Source organism: Streptomyces sp. NPDC021224 (assembly GCF_044332905.1).
GTDB lineage: Bacteria > Actinomycetota > Actinomycetes > Streptomycetales > Streptomycetaceae > Actinacidiphila.
Map to the genome: position 1 here is coordinate 94,038 of NZ_JBIRPW010000011.1, position 20,856 is coordinate 114,893.

Annotated in this window: 14 protein-coding genes; 13 read left to right on the forward strand and 1 reads right to left on the reverse strand. The window is 73.1% G+C overall.

All coding sequences use genetic code 11. The features are described 5' to 3' along the window. Positions 1–150: 150 nt before the first annotated feature. The 7 genes from ACH4PY_RS25610 to ACH4PY_RS25640 all read left to right on the forward strand — a co-directional run bounded on the left by ACH4PY_RS25610 (position 151) and on the right by ACH4PY_RS25640 (position 11,993). Positions 151–2,001 (forward strand): BTAD domain-containing putative transcriptional regulator, encoded by a 1,851-nt coding sequence (locus tag ACH4PY_RS25610; protein WP_398187310.1) that lies wholly within the window; start codon positions 151–153, stop codon positions 1,999–2,001. Positions 2,002–2,118: 117 nt separating this feature from the next. Then, positions 2,119–3,051 carry an aromatic prenyltransferase gene (locus ACH4PY_RS25615; RefSeq protein WP_398187313.1) on the forward strand — a complete coding sequence of 311 codons (933 nt, stop codon included), beginning with the start codon at positions 2,119–2,121 and terminating at the stop codon, positions 3,049–3,051. A 142-nt stretch (positions 3,052–3,193) separates the two neighbouring features. Then, positions 3,194–4,963 (forward strand): FAD-dependent monooxygenase, encoded by a 1,770-nt coding sequence (locus ACH4PY_RS25620; RefSeq protein ID WP_398187315.1) that lies wholly within the window; start codon positions 3,194–3,196, stop codon positions 4,961–4,963. Positions 4,964–5,139: 176 nt separating this feature from the next. After that, entirely contained in the window at positions 5,140–6,681 is a 1,542-nt protein-coding gene (locus ACH4PY_RS25625; RefSeq protein WP_398187318.1) for an FAD-binding oxidoreductase, read from the forward strand. Positions 6,682–6,796: 115 nt separating this feature from the next. After that, complete coding sequence (locus tag ACH4PY_RS25630; protein WP_398187321.1) at positions 6,797–8,434, forward strand: prenyltransferase/squalene oxidase repeat-containing protein; 1,638 nt, start codon at positions 6,797–6,799, stop codon at positions 8,432–8,434. Between the two features lie 114 nt (positions 8,435–8,548). After that, complete coding sequence (locus ACH4PY_RS25635) at positions 8,549–10,639, forward strand: MMPL family transporter (protein WP_398187324.1); 2,091 nt, start codon at positions 8,549–8,551, stop codon at positions 10,637–10,639. Between the two features lie 121 nt (positions 10,640–10,760). Further along, complete coding sequence (locus ACH4PY_RS25640) at positions 10,761–11,993, forward strand: BTAD domain-containing putative transcriptional regulator (protein ID WP_398187327.1); 1,233 nt, start codon at positions 10,761–10,763, stop codon at positions 11,991–11,993. A gap of 20 nt (positions 11,994–12,013) precedes the next feature. Here the strand turns inward: ACH4PY_RS25640 and ACH4PY_RS25645 are convergent, their stop codons facing one another. Next, complete coding sequence (locus tag ACH4PY_RS25645) at positions 12,014–12,541, reverse strand: methylated-DNA--[protein]-cysteine S-methyltransferase (RefSeq protein WP_398187330.1); 528 nt, start codon at positions 12,539–12,541, stop codon at positions 12,014–12,016. 139 nt (positions 12,542–12,680) lie between these two features. Between ACH4PY_RS25645 and uvrB the strand changes: the two genes are divergently transcribed. The 6 genes from uvrB (at position 12,681) to ACH4PY_RS25675 (ending at position 20,855) form a co-directional block, all read left to right on the forward strand. Next, a complete protein-coding gene (gene uvrB / locus ACH4PY_RS25650; protein ID WP_398187332.1) occupies positions 12,681–14,783 on the forward strand; it encodes an excinuclease ABC subunit UvrB in 2,103 nt (700 codons plus the stop codon). A gap of 120 nt (positions 14,784–14,903) precedes the next feature. Continuing rightward, complete coding sequence (locus ACH4PY_RS25655) at positions 14,904–15,482, forward strand: TerD family protein (protein ID WP_398187644.1); 579 nt, start codon at positions 14,904–14,906, stop codon at positions 15,480–15,482. Between the two features lie 118 nt (positions 15,483–15,600). Further along, entirely contained in the window at positions 15,601–17,592 is a 1,992-nt protein-coding gene (locus ACH4PY_RS25660; RefSeq protein ID WP_398187334.1) for a TerD family protein, read from the forward strand. Positions 17,593–17,730: 138 nt separating this feature from the next. Further along, positions 17,731–18,804, forward strand: coding sequence for a TerC family protein (locus ACH4PY_RS25665; RefSeq protein WP_398187337.1), 1,074 nt, complete (start codon positions 17,731–17,733; stop codon positions 18,802–18,804). Between the two features lie 76 nt (positions 18,805–18,880). Beyond that, positions 18,881–19,888, forward strand: a complete 1,008-nt coding sequence (locus ACH4PY_RS25670) for a cytochrome c oxidase assembly protein (protein ID WP_398187340.1) — start codon at positions 18,881–18,883, stop codon at positions 19,886–19,888. 169 nt (positions 19,889–20,057) lie between these two features. Further along, positions 20,058–20,855 carry a serine/threonine protein kinase gene (locus tag ACH4PY_RS25675; RefSeq protein ID WP_398187343.1) on the forward strand — a complete coding sequence of 266 codons (798 nt, stop codon included), beginning with the start codon at positions 20,058–20,060 and terminating at the stop codon, positions 20,853–20,855. The last annotated feature ends 1 nt before the right edge of the window (position 20,856 follow it).

Sequence of the window (20,856 nt, forward strand, 5' to 3'; positions counted from 1 at the left end):
TCTTGGATCACCTTAGGCCGGGTCGCTTTTGGGGTGATTTCCCGGCGATTTCGACCACTCGAAATCGACTCGATAATGCGGTAATAGGGCGGCTGGATAGGTTGCGGATGCAATTTCGTACGGGGACATCCAGGGGATGGGGAATGCACTGTGCCGAACATCGCTGGCGTGGCGGTGGCGCCCGCCGAAGGGATCACCGAGGAGGACCGGGGCGGCGGAACGAACGGATCACTCGAATTCCGCTTGCTGGGCCCGGTCTCCGTGAGCAGAGCGGGTCAGGCGGTACCGCTGCCCGGAACGAAAATCCACACCGTACTCGCCGTCCTGCTGCTCGCCCGCGGCACACTGGTCGCCGACGGCCGGCTGAGCGCCGCACTGTGGGGGGACACACCGCCGCCCACCTCGAACTCACAGATCTACACCTATGTGTCACGGCTGCGGAAAGTCCTCGGACAGCCGGTGCAGATCTCCCGTAAAGGCCCGGGATACGTCCTCGACGTCCGCGACGCCGAAGTCGACCTCTTCTCCTTCGAACGGCTCGACCGCATGGGCCGCCGGGCGCTGAAGGAGAACCGCTACGAGGAGGCCGGCCGGCTGCTCGGCAGCGCACTCGGCTGCTGGAGCGGACACGCCCTGGACAACGTCACCGAGCACCTGCTCCAGTCCGAGCGCCCCCGGCTGGAATTCCTCCGCGCCGAGGCGCTGGAACGCCGGATCCAGGCCGACCTCGCCCTCGGACGGCACCGCGCGCTGGTGCCCGAACTGCTGTCCCTGGTGGCCCGCTTCCCCATGGAGGAGAACCTCCGCGCCCACCTCATCACCGCACTGCACCGCTCCGACCGGCAGGCCGAGGCCGTCCAGGTCTACGGCGAGGGCCGCCGCATCCTCGACGAGCAGCTCGGTGTGGTGCCCGGCCAGCAGCTCAGCCGCGCCTACCTGCGCATCCTGCGCGGCGAGGGCGGCACCGGCACCCCGCAGCGCAGACCGCCGGTCGCGCTGCCGGTCCGGGACGGCGCCGTCACCGGCCGCACCACCGAGGCCGCCCGCCTCCGGTCGCTGCTGCTGCGCCGCTCCGCCGGACCGGCCGCGCGGCTGCGGGCCGCCCTCGTCACCGGCATGCCCGGCAGCGGCAAGACCGCGCTGGCCGCCGAGGTCGCGTACTCCTGCGCCCGCGCCTTCCCGGACGGCGTGGTGCACGCCGACCTCCAGGACGCGGAAGGGGCCGCCCGGCCGCCCGCCGACGTCCTCGCCGAACTGCTGTCCGCGCTGGGCGAGACGGCGCAGGGCCCCGCCCGCGACCTCAACGACCTGGTGCGCCGCTACCGCTCCCGCACCGCCTCCGGCCGGCTGCTCGTCGTGCTGGACGACGCCACCAGCGACGCCCAGCTCACCCCGCTGCTGCCGGCCGGTACCGACAGTGCGCTGCTGGTCACCAGCCGCCGCCGGCTGGTGACCGTACCCGCCACGTCCACCGTCTCGCTGGAACCGCTCGCCGACGAGGACGCCGTCGCGCTGCTCGCCGAGACCGTCGGCGCCGAGCGCATCCGCGCCGAACTGCCCGCCGCCCGCGACCTGGTGCGCTACTGCGCCGGGCTGCCGCTCGCCGTGCGCATCGCCGGCACCCGGCTCGCCTCCCGCCCGCACTGGCCCGTCGCCCGGCTCGCCGCGCAGCTCGCCGACCCGCGCACCCGGCTCGCCGCGCTCTCCTACGGCGACCTGGAGCTGACCCGCTCCCTCAACCGGGCGCTGTCCCGGCTGAGCCCCGCCACCGCGGCCGTCCTGCCGTGGCTCGCGGCCGTCGGCGGCGGCCCGTTCACCGCCCGGCTCGCCGGTGAGGTCATCGGGCTGGCCGAACCCGAGGACGCGCTGGAGGAGCTCGTCGACGCCTGCCTGCTGACGTCGGAGCCCGGCGGCGCCGCCCTCGGCGAGGACCGCTACCGCTTCCACCCGCTGGTCCTGCTGCACGCCGCCGCACTGCCCCGAAAGGAACTTCCCCGATGACACCGCCCCGCAACCCCGCGCCGGACCCGCGCCAAGCCGACGGCAAGTCCCGCAAGAGGCCTGATCAAGATGCATGGCAGAGGCTGACCGCCATGAAGCCCATGGATGGTGACCGCCATGAGTGAGGCGGCTGTGAAGAGTCAGGAGAGCGCCGCGCAGGCGCTGCACTCGGCGATCGAGGAAGCGGCCGGGATCCTGGAGGTGGACTACCCGCGCGAGAGGGTGCAGCGCATCCTCGACCTGTACGGCGGGGACCTCGCCCAGGCCGTCGTCGCGTTCCGGGTCTCGACCGGCGCGGGCCGGGCCGGCGAGCTGGACTGCCGGTTCACCGTGCCCCAGGAGACCGACCCGTACGACCTGGCCGTCGGCAGCGGGCTGCTGGAGAAGACGGACCACCCCGTCTCCCGGCTGCTCGGGGACATCCGCGGCACGTGCCCGGTCGACGGCTACGGCATCGACTTCGGCGTCGTCGGCGGGTTCAAGAAGATCTGGGTCGTGCTGCCGCGCACCGCCCTCCAGGAGGTCGCCAAGCTCGCCGGCATCCCCTCGATGCCGCCGAGCCTGGGCAACAGCCTGGACTTCATCAAGCGGCACGGCCTCGGCGACACCGTCGGCCTGCTCGGCATCGACTACCGCCACCGGACCGTGAACATCTACTTCGGCGAGCCCCCGGAGGGCGGCATCGCCCCCGAGGCCCTCCAGTCGATGCTGGGCGAGATCGGCCAGGCCGAGCCCAGCGAGCAGATGCTCCGGCTCGGCCGCGAGATCTTCGGCGTCTACGTCACGCTCAGCTGGGACAACCCGCAGATCGAGCGGATCAGCTTCGCCGTGGCGACCACCGACCCGGCCTCGCTGCCCGTCGAACTCGACGAGCGCATCGAGCTGTTCGTCCGGCACGTGCGGGCCGCCGACCCGACCACGAAGTTCGTCTACGCGGTCGCCTCGCAGCCCGACGGCGAGTACTACAAGCTCCAGTCCTACTACCGCTGGGGCTCCGGCGTGCCGGAGATCATGCAGCTGTCGGAGGGGGCCCTGCAGGACCCGGTGTGATCCCCGGTCCCGCCCCCTCGCACCCGTTGCGGGTGCCCCACCGCCTCCCCGGTGTTTCCCGTTAGTCCCGCACCTCCACGGCCCCCGGCGGCAGCCGCGCGCTGCCGCCGTCCCGGGCCGTACTTCCGGAAGGACGAATCCCTTGGCCACCGTAGAAGTTCCGGTACTGATCGTGGGTGGCGGCGGCTCCGGCCTGTCCGCCTCCGTCTTCCTGTCCGACCACGGCGTGGGCCATCTGCTGGTGGAGCGCCGCGCGGACACCTCGCGCCTGCCCAAGGCGCACTACGTCAACCAGCGCACCATGGAGATCTTCCGGCAGCACGGCCTGGCGGACGACGTCCTGGAGATCGGCGCCTCGCCCGAGCAGTTCGGCAAGGTCCGCTGGCAGACCACACTCACCGGCCAGGGCCCGCTGGACGGCAAGGTCATCCACGAGATGGACGCCTTCGGCGGCGGGAGCCTGCGCGCGTCGTACGAGGCCGCCGGCCCGGTGCTGCCGGTCAAGCTGCCGCAGCTGCGCCTGGAGCCGATCCTGCGGGGGCACGCCGAGGCCCGCAACCCCGACCGGATCCTGTTCGGGCACGAGCTGGTGTCGCTCGTCCAGGACGAGGACGGCAACGGTGTCACCGCCGAGATCCGCTCCGTCGAGAGCGGCGAGACCACCACCGTCAAGGCCGGGTACGTCATCGCCGCCGACGCCGGCCGCACGGTCGGCCCCGCCCTCGGCGTGAAGATGGAGGGCCTGCCGGCGCTCTTCGACGCGACCACGGCGTACTTCTCCGCGGACCTGTCGCAGTACTGGAACGAGGGGACCATCATCACCTGGTTCCTCAACCCCTACCGCGCGGACCTGTCCAGCGCGCTCATCGAGATGGGCCCGACCTGGGGCAAGAACTGCGAGGAGTGGGGCCTGCACCTGCCCCTCATGGGGCTGGACCGGAACGACGAGCAGGCCGTCACCGCCCGCATCCGGGAGATCCTCGGCCTGCCCGAGCTGGAGCTGACGCTGCACGAGGTCACCAGCTGGACGGTCGAGGCCGTCATCGCCGAGAGCTACCGCAAGGGCCGGGTCTTCCTCGTCGGCGACGCCGCCCACCGCCAGCCGCCGGCCGTCGGCCTCGGCCTCAACACCGGCATCCAGGACGTGCACAACCTGGCCTGGAAGCTCGCCGCGGTCGTGTCCGGCGCCTCGCCCGACGCGCTGCTCGACACCTACGAGGCCGAGCGCCGCCCGGTCGGCCAGTTCAACCTGGGCTGGGCGATGTCCGCCGCCGCGCACCACCAGGTCGTCATCGACGCCGCCGTGGGCATCGGCCCGCACGTGCCGCCGGAGCGCCGCACGCCGGTCTTCTTCGGCTACTTCGCGCCCAGCCCGATGGGCGCCGCCCAGCGCGCCCGCGCCGCGGAGATCTTCGCGACGCACCGCGGCGAGTGCCAGGCCATCGGCGTCGAGAACGGCTTCGCGTACATGCAGGGCGCGGTCGTCCCGGACGGCACCCGGCCGCCGCTGCCGGCGCCGCTCGGCGACGTGTACACGCCCACCACCCGCCCCGGGCACCTGCTGCCGCACGCCTGGGTCGAGCAGGACGGCGTACGTGTGTCCACCCAGGACCTGGTCGGCTCCGGCCCCGGCTTCCTGCTGCTGACCGGCCCCGACGGGGCGGCCTGGGCGGACGCCGCCGCACTCGCCGCGGAGAAGCTGTCGGTGCCGGTGACGGTCGTGCGGATCGGCGAGGGCGCGGACGCCGCCGACGCCGAGGGGACCTGGCAGGAGCTGCGCGGCACGGACCCCGCGGGCGCCGTCCTCGTCCGCCCCGACCAGCACGTCGCCTGGCGCGTGCCCGGCGCCGCGGAGGACCCCGCGGGCGCCCTCACCGAGGCGCTCACCACCGTCCTGGGCCACCAGGCGTAGACCACCCCGCGGCGCCCGGACCCCGCGCCGCACGGTCCGGCAGGACGCCCCGCGGGCGTCCTGCCGGACCCGCAACCGCGTACCCGCCGCGCGCCCGCCTTCCCCCGGGCCGCCCGTCCGGCCGTACGCCCTGACGTCGCTTCCCGACCGCGCTCCACGACCACGGAAGAAGCACCATGATCAACAGACGATCGTTCCTCGCCGGCACCGGCGGTGCCGCGGTGGCCGCCACCGCGGTCGCCGGCGCCACCCAGGCGCAGGCCCACTCCGGGGCCAAGCCCCGGACCCGGCACGGCGGCGCCCAGTGGAGCCGGCTCTCCGACCGGCTGCGCGGGCACCTCGTGCTCCCCACCGACGCCGACTACCAGCGCGCCAAGCAGCTTTACCAGGTGCAGTTCGACGACGTCAGCCCGCAGGCCGTGGCGTACTGCGTCTCGGCCGCCGACGTCGCCGCGTGCCTGTCCTTCGCGCAGGCCGGCGGCATCCCCGTCGCCGCCCGCAGCGGCGGCCACAGCGCGGGCGGCTACTCCACCACGCCCGGCCTGGTCATCGACGTCGCCGGTCTGAACACCGTCGCGCTCGGCAAGGACTCGGTGCACATCGGCCCCGGCGCCCAGCTCGTCGACATCATGGACACCCTCGCCCCGCAGGGCCTCGGCATCTCCGGCGGCTACTGCCCGACCGTCGCCGCGGGCGGGTTTTTCCAGGGCGGCGGCATGGGCCTGTTCACCCGCAGCATCGGCATCGCCGCCGACAAGGTGAACTCCGCCCAGGTCGTGCTCGCCGACGGCCGCACCGTCACCGCCTCCCCGCACTGCAACGCCGACCTCTTCTGGGCGCTGCGCGGCGGTGGCGGCGGCAACTTCGGCATCGTCACCGGCTACGACGTCACGCCCTCGCCGCTCACCGACGTCGCCGCGATCAACCTGGTGTGGACCTTCGACCAGGCGCTGGACATGCTCGACGGCTGGGCCAAGTGGCTGCCCGACGCGCCCTGGACGATCGGCAGCGGCGTCAACGTCACCCTCGTCGACGCCGGTCCCGGCACCGTGCCGACCGCCTCGGTGTTCCTCGCCTCGGTCGACACCAGCGCCGCCTTCGACGCCGAGATCGCCCGCCTCGTCTCGCTCGTCGGCACCCCCACCGTCTTCCGGCAGCAGTTCACCGCCCCCTACCGGTCGGTGCTCATGCAGCTCTACTCCTGCACCGAACTGACGGTGCAGCAGTGCCACCGTGCCGACACCGGCGGCGGCCAGATCCAGCGCCCGGCCTTCGGCGCCTGGCGCAGCCGGCTGTTCGAGAAGGGCGACATGCCCCGCGACGGCTGGGCCAAGGCCCTGGCCGCCTTCGACGACCACCGCTACGCGGGCCAGATGCGCCAGCTGCAGATCTCCGCACTGGGCGGCAAGGCCAACACCGTCGCCCGCGACGCCACCGCGTACGTCCACCGCGACGCCCTGTTCTCGGTCAGCTACCTCACCTCCGACGCCGTCGCCCCGGTTTCCGCGGAGGCCGAGGCCGCCGCCTACACCTTCGTCGACGACGGCTTCGCGACGATCGACCCGTACTCGACGGGCGAGACGTACCAGAACTTCATCGACCCGCGGCTGCCCGACTGGCAGCGCTCCTACTACGCCGAGAACTACGCGCGGCTGGCCGGGGTCAAGCGCAAGTACGACCCCCACCAGCTCTTCCGCTTCGCGCAGAGCGTGCGCTGACCCGGACCCCCGGCACCCCGGCCCCGCCACGGAGGACACCTCCCGCGGGGCCGGGCCCCACCCCCGTCCCCCCGGCCCACCCACCGGCTCGGTCCGGCCCAGACAGGAGCACTCCATGAAGATTGCCGACCTCGCGCGCCCGACCCCGCTGCGACTGCCGGACGGGATCGACGCGGACGAGGTGCGCACCGCCGCCGCCCGGCTCACCGCGCACATCAGCGGCAGAACCGACCCCGACGGCGCGATACGCGAGCACTGCGAGAGCAGAGTGCTCGAATCGGCCCTCGCACTCTCCCTCATGACCCGCACCGGCCACACCTCGCCCGCCCGCGACCGCCTGCTCGGCTACCTGCGCGGGCACCAGGAGTCGCCGGACCGGCTGGAGACGGTGCTCGCCTCGCTGGCCCTCGCCCGCGCCGCCGGACGCGACGCCGACGGCGACAGCACCCTCGTCGACACCCTCGCGGCCGGTGTCCTCGCCGCCGCCCCCGGCTTCATCTCCGTCCGCCGCCGGCTCATGGTCTACGCCGTGCTCTCCGTGCTCGGCTGCCCGCTGCCCGCCGACGCCGAACTCCCCGGCGGCGGCGCCGTCCCCACCGACCCGCTGCACTCCTGGGCCGCCGTGCAGCAGGCCTCCATCACGCTGATCATCGCCCACGCGATGGGCGTGCACGACCGCTCCACCGACGCCGCCCTGCGGACCCTGCTCGCCACCGACCCCGGCGCCGCGGTGTGGGAGGGCTACGCCCTCATGCACCTGCTCGTGCTCAACGCGCTCGCTGGGGTGCCCGGCCACGAGGAGACCGTGCGCCGCGGCCTGGAGACCCTGCTGCACCACCAGCGTCCCGACGGCGGCTTCCCGTTCGTGCTGGAGATGCACAACTGGTGCACCTCCACCGGCGGCCTCGCCCTGCACGCGGCCGGGGCCGACCCCGCGCTGCTGCGCCGGATGGCCGGCATGCTCGCCACCCACCAGGGGGGCGCCGCGCACGCCACGCTGTCGCGCGGCAACACCCTCACCGACGGCTGGTCGATGTCCCCGATCGTCGCGCAGAACGACGTCGACGACACCTCCTGCGCGCTGGAGTTCCTCCAGGCCGTCGACCCCGTCACGCACGCCGGGTCGATCCGCCGGGGCGTGGACGCGCTGCTCGCCGTCCAGGGCGCCGACGGCGGCTTCCCGACGTACGTCGCCGGGGCCTCCTCCGAGCCGTGCATGACCGCCGCCGCGGTCTGCGCGCTCTCCCCGCACCCCGCGACCGAGGCGGCCCGCACCAGGGCGCTCGCCTTCCTCGCCGGGGTCCAGGACGCCGACGGCGGCTTCGAGCCCGGCTGGAGCCGCAGCCGGCTGCACAGCCTCTTCCGGGTCCGCCTCGCCGCCTGCACCGCGAGCCCCGACGACATCCGCGCCGCCGCGATGGCCGCCCGCATCGAGCAGACCGTCCGCGCCACGCAGAACGCCGACGGCGGCTGGGGCATGCAGCCCGGCGACCCCAGCGACGACATCAGCACCGCCTACGGCCTGATCACCCTCAGCTACGCCGACGACCCGCGCCCCGTCGGCCGCGGCATGCGCTGGCTGCTGGAACGGCAGAAGGCCGACGGCGGCTACGCCGGCCCGCCCGACATGGTCGGCCCCCGCCCCTTCGCCTACCACTTCCCGCTGCTCACCGACATTCCCGTGCTGCTCGCCTATGGGCACTTCCGCGCCCGGGTACTGGATCCGCGAAGCGAGCTTCAGGGAGTGCGGTGACGGGCCGAGCCCCGTCCGGGATCCTGACATGTGATCAGGGACGCCCGGCACCCTGAGAAATCCGACGCCCCCACAGAACACGGAGGAACCGGCATGATGCGAAAACTGGCCGCCTTGCCCAGCGGAAGGGTGGGCAAGTGGGTGGTCATCGCCATCTGGGTCGTCCTGCTGGTTCCCGCGATGATGCTGGCCGGCAAGCTCTCCGACGCCGAGCAGAACGACAACTCCGCCTGGCTGCCCGGCAACGCGGAGTCCACCGCGGTCGTCGACCGGGTGGAGAAACTGATACCCGCCGACGCCGTGCCCGCGATCGTCGTCTACGACCGCGCGGCCGGCGTCACGGACGCCGACATGGCCAAGGCGCAGGCCGACGCCCAGGCCTTCCAGCACATCGCCAACGTGCAGGGCCCGCTCTCCGAGCCGGTGAGGTCCGAGGACGGCAAGGCCATCCAGACCGTCGTCCAGGTCCACAAGGACAAGTCCGGCTGGGACGGCCTGAGCAAGGTCGTCGACTCGATGCAGGACATCGGAGCCAAGAACCCCGACGGCCTCGGCTTCCACGTCGCCGGACCGGTCGGCTACGGCGCCGACTCCATCAAGGCCTTCGGCGGCAGCGGCGTGCTCACCACCATCACCGCGCTCGTCGTCGTCATCATCCTGCTGCTCACCTACCGCAGCCCCTGGCTGCCCCTGCTGCCACTGCTCACCGTCGGCGTGGCCCTGGTCGCGGCCGAGGGCCTGATCTACCTGCTCGCCCAGCACGCCGGACTGGTCATCAACAAACAGACCAGCTTCATCCTCGTCGTGCTCATCTTCGGCGCGGGCACCGACTACGCGCTGCTGCTCATCTCCCGTTACCGGGAGGAGCTGACCCGCGAGGAGGACCGGCACAAGGCCATGGCCGAGGCGCTCTACCGCTCCGGCCCGGCGATCGTCGCGAGCGCCGCGACCGTCTCCATCAGCCTGCTGCTGCTCATGCTCGCCCGGCTCAACTCCACCGCGGGCATGGGCCCGGCCTGCGCCATCAGCGTCGCCGTCGGGCTGCTCGCCATGATCACCCTGCTGCCCGCGCTGCTCGTGGCGTGCGGGCGCTGGGTCTTCTGGCCCAAGAAGCCCGTCTTCGGCGCCGACGCCGTGCACAAGGACGGCGTGTGGGCCCGGATCGGCACCAGCATCTCCGGCCGCCCGCGGCTGGTGTGGACCGGCACCGTCGTGGTGCTGCTCGCGCTGTGCGCCGGGATCTTCGGGCTCAAGGCCTCGGGCCTGGCCAACAAGGACCAGTTCACGAACAAGCCGCAGATGGCGGTCGGCGAGCAGTTGCGCGCCGAGCACTTCCCCGCAGGCAACGGCGACCCCGTCTACGTCGCCGCGAACTCCGCCGCCGCCGGGCACGTCAAGGACGTGGTCGCCGCGGTGCCCGGCGTCGCCCAGGTCGGCGACCCCTTCGCCAAGGGCGACCAGGCGGTGCTGCTCGCCGACCTCAAGGACGAGGCCAGCAGCGACGCGGCACTGGCCACCCTGGACCGGATCCGCACCGCCGTGCACCGCATCGACGGCGCGGACGCGCAGGTCGGCGGCAGCACCGCGATCATGGCGGACACCGAGAACGCCGCGACCCGCGACGACAAGGTCGTCATCCCGCTCGTGCTGGCCGTGGTGCTGCTCATCCTGTGCCTGCTGCTGCGCTCGATCGTCGCCCCGCTGCTGCTGATGGGCACCGTGCTGCTGTCGTTCGGCGCGACCCTCGGCGTCAGCAGCCTGGTGTTCAACCACCTCTTCCACTTCGCCGGGGCGGACGCGTCCTACCCGCTGCTGGCGTTCGTGTTCCTGGTGGCACTCGGCATCGACTACAACATCTTCCTCGTCACCCGCATCCGCGAGGACGCGACGACCCTCGGCACCCGCAAGGCCGCGCTGAGCGCGCTGTCCACCACCGGCGGCGTCATCACCTCGGCCGGGGTGGTGCTGGCCGGCACCTTCGGGGCCATGGGCTCGCTGACCATGGTCTTCGCCGCCGAACTGGGCTTCACGGTGGCGTTCGGGGTACTGCTGGACACCCTCGTGGTCCGCTCCGTGCTCGTCACCGCGCTCACCCTGGACACCGGCCGGTGGATGTGGTGGCCCAGCGCGCTCTTCCACCACCGCGACGAGGCCCAGCCCGCCGAGGGCGACGCCGGCCAGGTTCCCTCGCTCAGCGGCCGGTGAGCGACACCCTCCGCCCGGAGCCCCGGCGCGCGCCCCGCGGCGCGCGCCGGGCCCCGCGGCGGGGGCATCCGCATGCGCAGTCCGGGGCATGCCCGGACACGGACCTACGGGGGCTGACTCCATGCGTGCAGAGACGATGGACGGAGAAATCCGCCGCGGCACCGCGGTCGCCGACGCGACCGCCGGCAGCGCGCAGCGCATCGCGGAACTCGAACGCGAGGTCCGGGAGCTCCGCCGCGCCAACGAGACGCTGAAGAACTACGTCAGCAAGGCGCTGGAGCTGGACATCCTGCCGCGGCAGCGGGACGGGCGCGGGAGCGCAGCGGATCCCTTCGCGGACCCCTTCGCGGGCGGCGGAGCCGGTACGGCCGCGGCCCCCGGCGGCGGGGGAGCGGACCGCGCCGGGACGTCTCCCGGGGCGACCGGCTTCGGCCCCTCCGGATTCCCCGGTGGGCCGGACCTGCCGGGCCTCGCCGACCTGCGCGGTGTGCCGGGACTGCCCGGCCTGCCCGGCACCGCGGCCGCCGCCGGGGACCGGATGGCGTGGCCCGGCGCCGGAGCCACCGGCAAGGTCGAGTTCCGGGTGCTCGGCCCCATCGAGGCGGCCGTCGGCGGCCGCTGGGTGGATCTGGGCGCGCCCAAGCAGCGCGCCGCCCTCGCCCTGCTGGTGAGCCAGGTCGGCCAGCCGGTCTCGGTCGACGTGATGGTGGAGTCCCTGTGGTCGGGCCGCCCGCCGCAGTCGGCGATCACCTCGCTGCACGCGTACATCGCCAACCTGCGCCGCGCCCTGGAGCCGCACCGGGCCCCGCGCACCCCCGCCTCCGTGCTGTGCACCCGGGGGCGCAGCTACCTGCTCGACAGCCGGGCCGTGGAGGTCGACGCCCACCGCTTCGGGGCCTGCGCCACCGCCGGCTGGCAGGCCCTGGACCGCGGCGAGCCGCAGCGGGCGCTGCGCGAGTTCGAGACGGGCCTCGCCCTGTGGCGGGGCGACGCCTACGCGGAGGTCGCGACGGCCGCGCCCGTCACACCCGAGGCCGTACGCCTGGAGGAGCTGCGGCTGTCGATGATCGAGGGCCGCAGCGCGACCCTGATCGCGCTCGGCAACCACGAGCTGGCGGTGCCCGAGCTGGTGGCCTTCACACAGGCCCACCCCTTGCGCGAATACGGCTGCGAGCTGCTGAGCCTCGCCCTCTACCGCGCCGGACGGCAGGCCGACGCGCTGTCGGTGCTGCGGGCGCACCAGCAGCGGATGGTGGAGGACCTGGGCATCTCGCCGAGCCCGGCACTCCAGCACCTGGAGCTGGAGATCCTCCGCCAGGCCCCGGAGCTGCGGGCCCCCGGCCGCGTCCAGTAGCCCCCGCCGGGCGCCGGGCGTCAGAAGAGCGGCGCGGGCAGCACACCTTCGAGGGCCAGCAGCGCGCGCTTGATCTCCAGGCCGCCGCCGAAGCCGCCTATGCCGCCGTCGCTCTCCACCACCCGGTGGCAGGGCACGACGACGGGCAGCGGGTTGGCCCCCATCGCGACACCGACCGCGCGGGCGGCGTCCGGCTCGCCGACCCGGTCGGCCAGGTCCCCGTAGCCGACCACCGCCCCGTACGGCACCCCGGTGGCCAGCTCGCGCAGCACCCGCCGCTGGAAGCCGGTGACCAGCGACCAGTCCAGCGGCAGGTCGAAGCCCGTGCGGCGCCCGGCGAAGTAGTCGTCGAGCTGCGCGGCGACCGGCGCCAGCCGCTCCGCGTCCTCGACGGGCTCGCAGCCGAGCCGCCGCCCGGCCGCCGCGACGGCCCGCGCGACCGTCGCCTGGTCGGCCCGGAAGGCGACCAGGACCAGGCCCTCTTCGGTGGCCATCAGCAGCAGCGGCCCGATGGGGGCGTCGTACACCGTCCACGCAGCGCTCGTCATGCGGCAAGCCTAGGGGCGGGGTACGACAGCCGGTCCCGGCAGCGGTCCCCGCCCTGGTCGGGGCGCCGTCCCGGCCCGCCGAGGGGGGTCCGGACCGCGTCCGCGGCCGATTGTCGGTGGGGGGTCGTACCGTGGACCCATGCGGCCCGTTTCAGACATCGAACGCAGTGTGGCGCCCTTCGAGGTCGTCAGCCCCTACCAGCCCAGCGGCGACCAGCCGGCGGCCATCGACGCCCTGGAGCGCCGGATCCGGGCCGGCGAGCAGGACGTGGTGCTCCTCGGTGCGACGGGCACGGGCAAGTCCGCCACGACTGCCTGGATGATCGAGCGGCTCCAGCGCCCCACCCTGGTGATGGCGCCGAACAAGACCCTCGCCGCCCAGCTCGCGAACGAGTTCCGCGAGCTGCTGCCGAACAACGCGGTCGAGTACTTCGTCTCGTACTACGACTACTACCAGCCCGAGGCCTACGTCCCGCAGACGGACACCTACATCGAGAAGGACTCCTCGATCAACGAGGAGGTCGAAAGGCTCCGGCACTCCGCCACCAGCTCCCTGCTGACCCGGCGGGATGTCGTCGTGGTCGCCTCGGTGTCCTGCATCTACGGCCTCGGCACCCCGCAGGAGTACGTCGACCGCATGGTCCGGCTGCGCGTGGGGGACGTGGTGGACCGCGACCAGCTGCTGCGCCGCTTCGTCGACGTGCAGTACACGCGCAACGACCTGGCGTTCACCCGCGGCACCTTCCGGGTGCGCGGCGACACGATCGAGATCTTCCCGGTCTACGAGCAGCTCGCGGTGCGCATCGAGATGTTCGGCGACGAGATCGAGGCCCTCTACACCCTGCACCCGCTGACCGGCGAGGTCATCACCGAGGACCAGGAGATCTACGTCTTCCCCGCCACCCACTACGTGGCCGGTCCCGAGCGGATGGAACGCGCCATCGCCGGCATCGAGAAGGAGCTGGAGGGCCAGCTCGCGCAGATGGAGAAGCAGGGCAAGCTGCTGGAGGCCCAGCGGCTGCGGATGCGCACCACGTACGACATCGAGATGATGCGGCAGATCGGCACCTGCTCCGGCATCGAGAACTACTCGCGGCACATCGACGGCCGCGAGCAGGGCAGCGCCCCCGACACCCTCATCGACTACTTCCCGGAGGACTTCCTCCTGGTCATCGACGAGTCGCACGTCACCGTGCCGCAGATCGGCGCGATGTACGAGGGCGACGCGTCGCGCAAGCGCACCCTGGTCGACCACGGCTTCCGGCTGCCGTCCGCGCTGGACAACCGCCCGCTGAAGTGGGAGGAGTTCCTGAAGCGCGTCGGCCAGACCGTCTACCTGTCGGCGACCCCCGGCACGTACGAGATGTCCCGTGCCACGGACGGGGTGGTGGAGCAGATCATCCGGCCGACCGGCCTGGTCGACCCCGAGGTCGTCGTCAAGCCCACCGAGGGCCAGATCGACGACCTGGTCCACGAGATCCGGCTGCGCACCGAGCGGGACGAACGCGTGCTGGTCACCACGCTGACCAAGAAGATGTCCGAGGACCTCACGGACTACCTGCTGGAGCTCGGCATCCAGGTGCGCTACCTGCACAGCGACATCGACACGCTGCGCCGCGTCGAGCTGCTCCAGGAGCTGCGGGCCGGCGAGTACGACGTGCTGGTCGGCATCAACCTGCTGCGCGAGGGCCTGGACCTGCCCGAGGTGTCCCTGGTGGCGATCCTGGACGCCGACAAGGAGGGCTTCCTGCGGTCCGGCACGTCCCTGATCCAGACCATCGGCCGCGCGGCCCGCAACGTGTCCGGCCAGGTGCACATGTACGCCGACCGCGTCACACCGGGCATGGAACGGGCGATCGACGAGACCAACCGCCGCCGCGCCAAGCAGATCGCGTACAACACCGAGCGCGGGGTGGATCCGCAGCCGCTGCGCAAGAAGATCGCCGGCATCCTCGACTCCTTCGCCCGGGAGGACGCCGACACCGACGAGCTGCTCGGCTCCGGACGGCAGCGCTCGCGCGGCAAGGCGCCGGTGCCGGGCCTGTCCGGCGGCAAGGGCGGCGAGAAGCACACCAAGGGCGCGCTGCCCGCCGAGGAGCTGGCCGACCTGATCTCCCAGCTGACCGACCAGATGCACACCGCGGCCGCCGAGCTGCAGTTCGAGGTCGCCGCCCGGATCCGGGACGAACTGGGCGATCTGAAGAAGGAGCTGCGGCAGATGCGGGATGCCGGAATGGCCTGAGTGGGGTGGGAATCGCCGCGCTGGGAGGGCTCGGACGAACCGGGATACGGTCGGGCGGCGTCTTGTTAGGGTGCGGGGCAACAACCGCACAGTCAGGTGACGGGTGAGAGGGGCAAGACCGTGACGGTCAACATGACCAAGGGCCAGAAGATCAGCCTGAGCAAGTCCGACGGGGGCTCGTTGACGGCGGTCAGGATGGGGCTGGGCTGGCAGGCGGCGCCGCGTCGCGGGCTGTTCGGAAGCCGTACCCGGGAGATCGACCTGGACGCCTCCGCGGTGCTCTTCGCCGACAAGCAGCCGGTCGACGTGGTGTTCTTCCAGCACCTGATCAGTGACGACGGCTCGGTCCGGCACACCGGTGACAACCTGGTCGGCGGCGCGGGGCAGGGCGGCGACGACGAGTCGATCATCGTCGACCTGGCGCGCGTGCCCGTGCACGTCGACCAGATCGTCTTCACCGTGAACTCCTTCACCGGCCAGACCTTCGCCGAGGTGCAGAACGCGTTCTGCCGGCTGGTGGACGAGACCAACGGGCAGGAGCTGGCCCGCTACACGCTGACCGGCGGCGGCCCGTACACCGCCCAGATCATGGCGAAGGTGCAGCGCGGGCAGGGCGGCTGGTCGATGACCGCGATCGGCAACCCCGCCAACGGGCGGACGTTCCAGGACCTCATCCCGGCCATCCTTCCGGCGCTCTGACGGCACGTCCGGGTCCCCGTGGGAGGACGGCCCGGACGTACCGGTGAGGGGCGGGGCAGGTGCCCGCGGCCTTGCGGGCCGGGGCAGTTCACTACACAGGAAGACGGGGGCGGCGGTCATGACGGCCGAACTGGTCCGGGGGCAGAACCATCCGCTGCCCGACAACCGGCTGGAGATCCGGGTCACGGCAGGCACACCGGTGGTGGCCGCCGTCACGCTCGGGGACGAGGCCGGGCGCGTCATCGCCGACCGGCCGTGGCTCGCCCACCCCGGCGAGCCGCACCTGGAGGGCGTCGAGGTGCCGCGGCAGGCCGCCGCGGAGCACCGCCTCGCGGTGGACCTCGGCGCGATGCCGCCGTCCGTGCACGTGGTGCACGTACTCCTCGCGCTGCCCGGCGCCGCCGCCCTCCCGGGCGCGCCCGCCGACTTCGGCGCCGCGCCCACCCCGCGGCTCGCCGTCACCCGGCCGGACGGCACCGCCATCGCCGGCTTCAGCATCACCGGGCTCGGCCCGGAGACCGCGCTGCTGGCCGTCGAGCTGTACCGGCGGCAGTCGGCGTGGAAGGTCCGGGCCGTCGGCCAGGGCTACCGGGGCGGGCTGCCCGCGCTCTTCCTGGACCAGGGGGTGCCGGACGCGGCGGGTGTCGCGGGCACCATCCACACCGCGGTGGACCGCGAGCAGGCCCGCTCCGTCGCCCCGCCACCGCCCGCCGCGGGACCGCGCGGCGGTGCGGCCCGGCCGGGCGGTACGGCAGCGACCGCGGATCCCTCCCGTCCATCCGCGGCCCCCGGTCCTTCTGCGGCCCCCGGTCCTTCCGCGACCTCGGGCTCCTCCGGCTCCTCGGGCTCCTCCGGCGGCAAGGTCGACTACAGCCACCCGCGGCGCCGTGCCGCCCAGCCGCAGCAGCCGCCCGCCGCGCCGCCGCGCCCGGCCGCGGCCCCCGCCGCGGGGCCGGTGCCGCAGCCGCGGTCCGGCGGGCAGGCGCCGCCGCCCCCGCCCGCGAACACACCGCATGTGCCGGTGGCCGGGGACGCGCCGGGGCGCTCGATGGAGGAGCGGCTCTACAACCAGGTCTGGGGGATGTTCGAGGACCTGGCGCGGTCGGTGGCCGCCTACCGCAGTGCTGCCGACTTCGCGCAGTCCCGCCTGGAGCAGGAGCTGGACCGGCTGCTGGCCGACCCGCGCACCCGTGGCGGCCCGGCGGCCGAAGCGGCGCGCGAGGAGGCGCAGGCCCGGCAGACCGCGCTGATCGACCAGGCCAGGGAGGTGCTGGACCGGGATCTCGCGCAGCTCGCCGCGGAGGTCGAGGCCGTCGATCCGGCGCTGCCGCCGGAGTTCGCGGGCTGGGAGAATCCCGCCTGGCACGCCTACCGGGTGCCGGAGCGGCTGCCGCTCGCCGTGCGGCTGGGCAGCCTGAGCCTGCCCGAGGTGCCGGATCTGCGCATTCCGCTGCTGTCCCGGCTGCCGCTGGAGCGGGGGCTGTGGATCGACAGCGCGGAGAACCGCAGGGCGGCGATGGACACCGCGGTGTCGATCGCGGCCCGGCTGCTCGCCTCGCACCCGGTCGGCAGCTTCGCGGTGCACGCGCTGGATCCGGCCGGTTCCGGCGCCGCGGCCTTCGCCCCGCTGTACGCGGGCGGGGCGCTGGTGCTGCCGCCCCCCGCCGCGGGCGTGGCGGGGGTGAGCGGGCTGCTGACCCGGCTCACCGAGCGGGTCGACCTGATCCAGATGGCCCGCAGGGGCGGGGTGGCCGACGAACTGCCGCCCGGCTTCGACACCGCGGAGCAGCTGCTGATCGTCAACGAGTTCCCGTACGGCTTCGACGACCGGTCGGTCAACCAGCTGCGCTACCTCGCCGACGAGGGTCCCTCGGCCGGGGTGCATCTGCTGGTGGTGGCCGACCGGGAGGACGCGTCGGCGTACGGTCCGGTGCTCGATCCGATGTGGCGCGCGCTGCTGCGGCTGACCCCGCTGCCCAGTGACCACCTGTGCGATCCGTGGGTGGGCCACGCCTGGACGTACGAGCCCGCGATGGTGCCGCCGGGCAGTCGGGTGCTCACGGACGTGCTCGGGAGGGTTGCTGCCGCTCGCCCGGCGTATGGCACCTGACCTGGGCACTTGGTGATCTGTTTACCATTTCTTGGGCATTCGTGTACGGTTCTTTGACGTGCCGCTTTCCGCGGTACCTGTGGTGTCCCCGGACGCTACGGGTATCGCGAGCCGGCAATCCATCCCGTCGGAGGACCTGTGGACGTCTCCCTCGCCCTCTGGGTGCTGACCATCGCCGGCCTGTGCGCGCTCATCGGCGCGGACTTCCTGATCGGCCGCAAACCCCATGACGTGACCATCCGCGAGGCCGGTCTGTGGACCGCCGTCTGGGTGGTCCTCGCCGGACTCTTCGGCCTCGGCCTGCTGCTCTTCAGCGGCGGGCAGCCTGCCGGGGAGTTCTTCGCCGGATACATCACCGAGAAGTCGCTCAGCGTCGACAACCTCTTCGTCTTCGTCCTGATCATGGGCAAGTTCGCGGTGCCCTCGCAGTACCAGCAACGGGTGCTGCTGGTCGGTGTGCTCATAGCGCTGGTGCTGCGCGCGGCCTTCATCGCCGCCGGTGCCACGCTCGTGGCGAGCTTCTCGTGGATCTTCTTCCTCTTCGGCGCCTTCCTGATCTGGACGGCGTGGAAGCTGATCGCCGAGGCCAGGGCCGGTTCGGGTTCCGGTTCCGGCTCCGCGTCCGGCAGCGGCGCCGATCCGGACGCGGGGGAGGAGGAGTACGAGGAGAACCGGCTGCTGAAGGCGGTCGAGAAGCGCGTACCCGCGACCGACCGCTACCACGGCACCCGCCTGGTCGTCACCGAGGGCGGCAAGCGCCTGATCACCCCGATGCTCGTGGTGATGCTCGCCATCGGCACCACCGACGTGCTCTTCGCCCTGGACTCGATCCCGGCGATCTTCGGGCTCACCCAGGACGCCTACATCGTCTTCACCGCCAACGCCTTCGCGCTGATGGGCCTGCGGCAGCTGTACTTCCTGATCGGCGGGCTGCTCAAGAAGCTCGTGCACCTGTCCTACGGGCTGTCGGTGATCCTCGGCTTCATCGGCGTCAAACTGCTGCTGCACGCGCTGCACGAGCAGGGGGTGCACGTCCCGGAGATCTCGGTGCCGGTCTCGCTGGGCGTCATCGTCGGCGTCCTGGCCGTGACCACCGCGACAAGCCTGCTGGCCTCGCGGCGCACCGCCCGGGAAGCCGCCGCCGCACCCGGGGCGCGGGAGGGGAGCGGCGACACGCCCGCCACCCCCTCCGACCGGCGCATAGACGCCTGACCGCCGCCCTGCCCGCCGCCCGCCGTCCCCCGGGGTCTACCGTGACCCCGGTAGCGGACGGCGGAAAGGTACGGATGTGGCGAATTCCCAGGCGCTCCCGGAGCTGACCGGGGCGCGGTACCTGGACGCCTGGCAGCTCGACGGCATCGCGCTCGCCGTCGTCGTGCTGCTCGGCGCCGGTTACGCCTACGGGGTACGCCGCCGGCTGCAAGCGGGGGAGCGGTGGCCGCTGTGGCGGACCGCCGCCTTCTACGTCCTGGGCCTGGGCACCCTCGTCGTCGCGACGATGTCCTCGCTGGCCGTCTACGACCGGGTGCTCTTCTGGCCCGCGGCCGTGCAGAACATCCTGCTGGACCTCTTCGCGCCGCTGGGCCTCGCGCTCGGCGACCCGCTCGGCCTGGCCGACCCGGGCGGGCGGCTGCACCGCGCCTTCTCCTCCCGGCCGGTGCGCGTGCTCACCTACCCGCTGGTCAGCTCGCTGCTGGTGCTCGCCTCCGAGCTGACCATCTACTTCACGCCCTACTTCGCCACCGCGCTGGGCAACCCGGCGGTGCGGCAGCTCATGCATCTGCAACTGCTGCTCACCGGCAGCCTCTTCGTGCTGCCCATGCTCAGCCGCCAGGAACTCCTGCCGCGCTGGTGCTCGCACCCGGTGCGGGCCGCGCTCGTCTTCCTCGACGGCCTCTTCGACTCGGTGCCCGGCATCGTCGTGATGACCAGCGGCAGCCTGATCGCCGGCCACTGGTACACCGCGCACCCGCGCACCTGGGGCCCCAGCCTGGAGCACGACCAGATGCTCGGCGGCGGGCTGATGCTGACCCTCGCCGAACTCGTCGGGCTGCCCTTCATCCTGCTGGTCTTCCTGGAGTGGTGGCGCGCCGAACGCCTCAAGACCGCCGAACTGGACGCCCGCCTGGACCGCGAGGCCCTCGCGGCGGCCGCCCCCGCCCCCGCGGCCGCACCCTCCCCCAAGGCTTCGCCCGAGGTCACCCCCGCTCCGCCCCCGGCCGTCCCCGAGATGACCAGGCCCTGGTGGGAGACCGACCAGGGCGAGGTCGGCGAGCGGATGCGCCGCCGCCGCTGACTCACCGACCGCGGTCGCGCGGCCGTTCGACCGGCCACCCGGACGGCCCAGGGGGTTCCCCCGGGCGAGTGAACTCCCGGCCCATCGGCCCTCCTCCCGCAACTACGCTCCGGCGTTTCTCGTCACTCACAGTGAAGATCGCTGATCGAGTGAACGAACGGGGTGGGTCGTGGACACCGTCATCGTGCAGCTGCCCGAGGTGCGCGGGCCGCGGCAGCCCGAGCCGTGCGGCCCGCCGCGGCTGCTGAGACTGGGACCCGGGCAGACCGCCGACTTCGGCCGCGGCGCCCCCGGCCGCCCGGTGCCGATCCGGCTCACCGACCCCGGGGTCTCCCGCTGCGCCGGGCAGATCACCGCCGCCGAGGACTACTGGCGGCTGTCCAACTACAGCCGCACCGCCACCTACGTGGTGGAGAACCTCGAAGGCGCCGGCGAGCACATCAAGGTCGCCCCCGGACGGCTGGGCGCGCCCGTCCCCTTCGAGTTCTCCCGGGTCGTCCTGCCCTCCGAGGGTGCCGACGCCGGCTTCAAGGTCTTCGCCCCCCAGCACGCCTACCGCGACGACCCCGGCACCGACCCTGCGGCGGGCGACCACACCGTCACCCCCTTCGCCCTCGACCCGACCGCGAAGTACTTCCTCGTCCTGCTCGCCCTGTGCGAGCCGAGGCTCCGCAACCCCTCGACCGGCGCCGTCCCGCGCGTCGGCGACGTCCTGGAACGGCTGCGCCCGCTCCCCTCCTGCCACGACCTCACCCGCTCCGCCGTCAACTACCACATCGGCTACCTCGCCACGACCAAGCTCCGGCTCGGCGACGAGGCGGCCGACCCCGAGGCCCCCGACACCCTTGCCGGCGGGAAACGCGCCGAACTCATCGCCTTCGCCCTGCGCTTCGACCTCGTCCGCGAGGAGCACCTGACCCTCCTCCCCTCCCGCACGGCCCCCCACCGTCCCGCCGGAACGGCCTGAC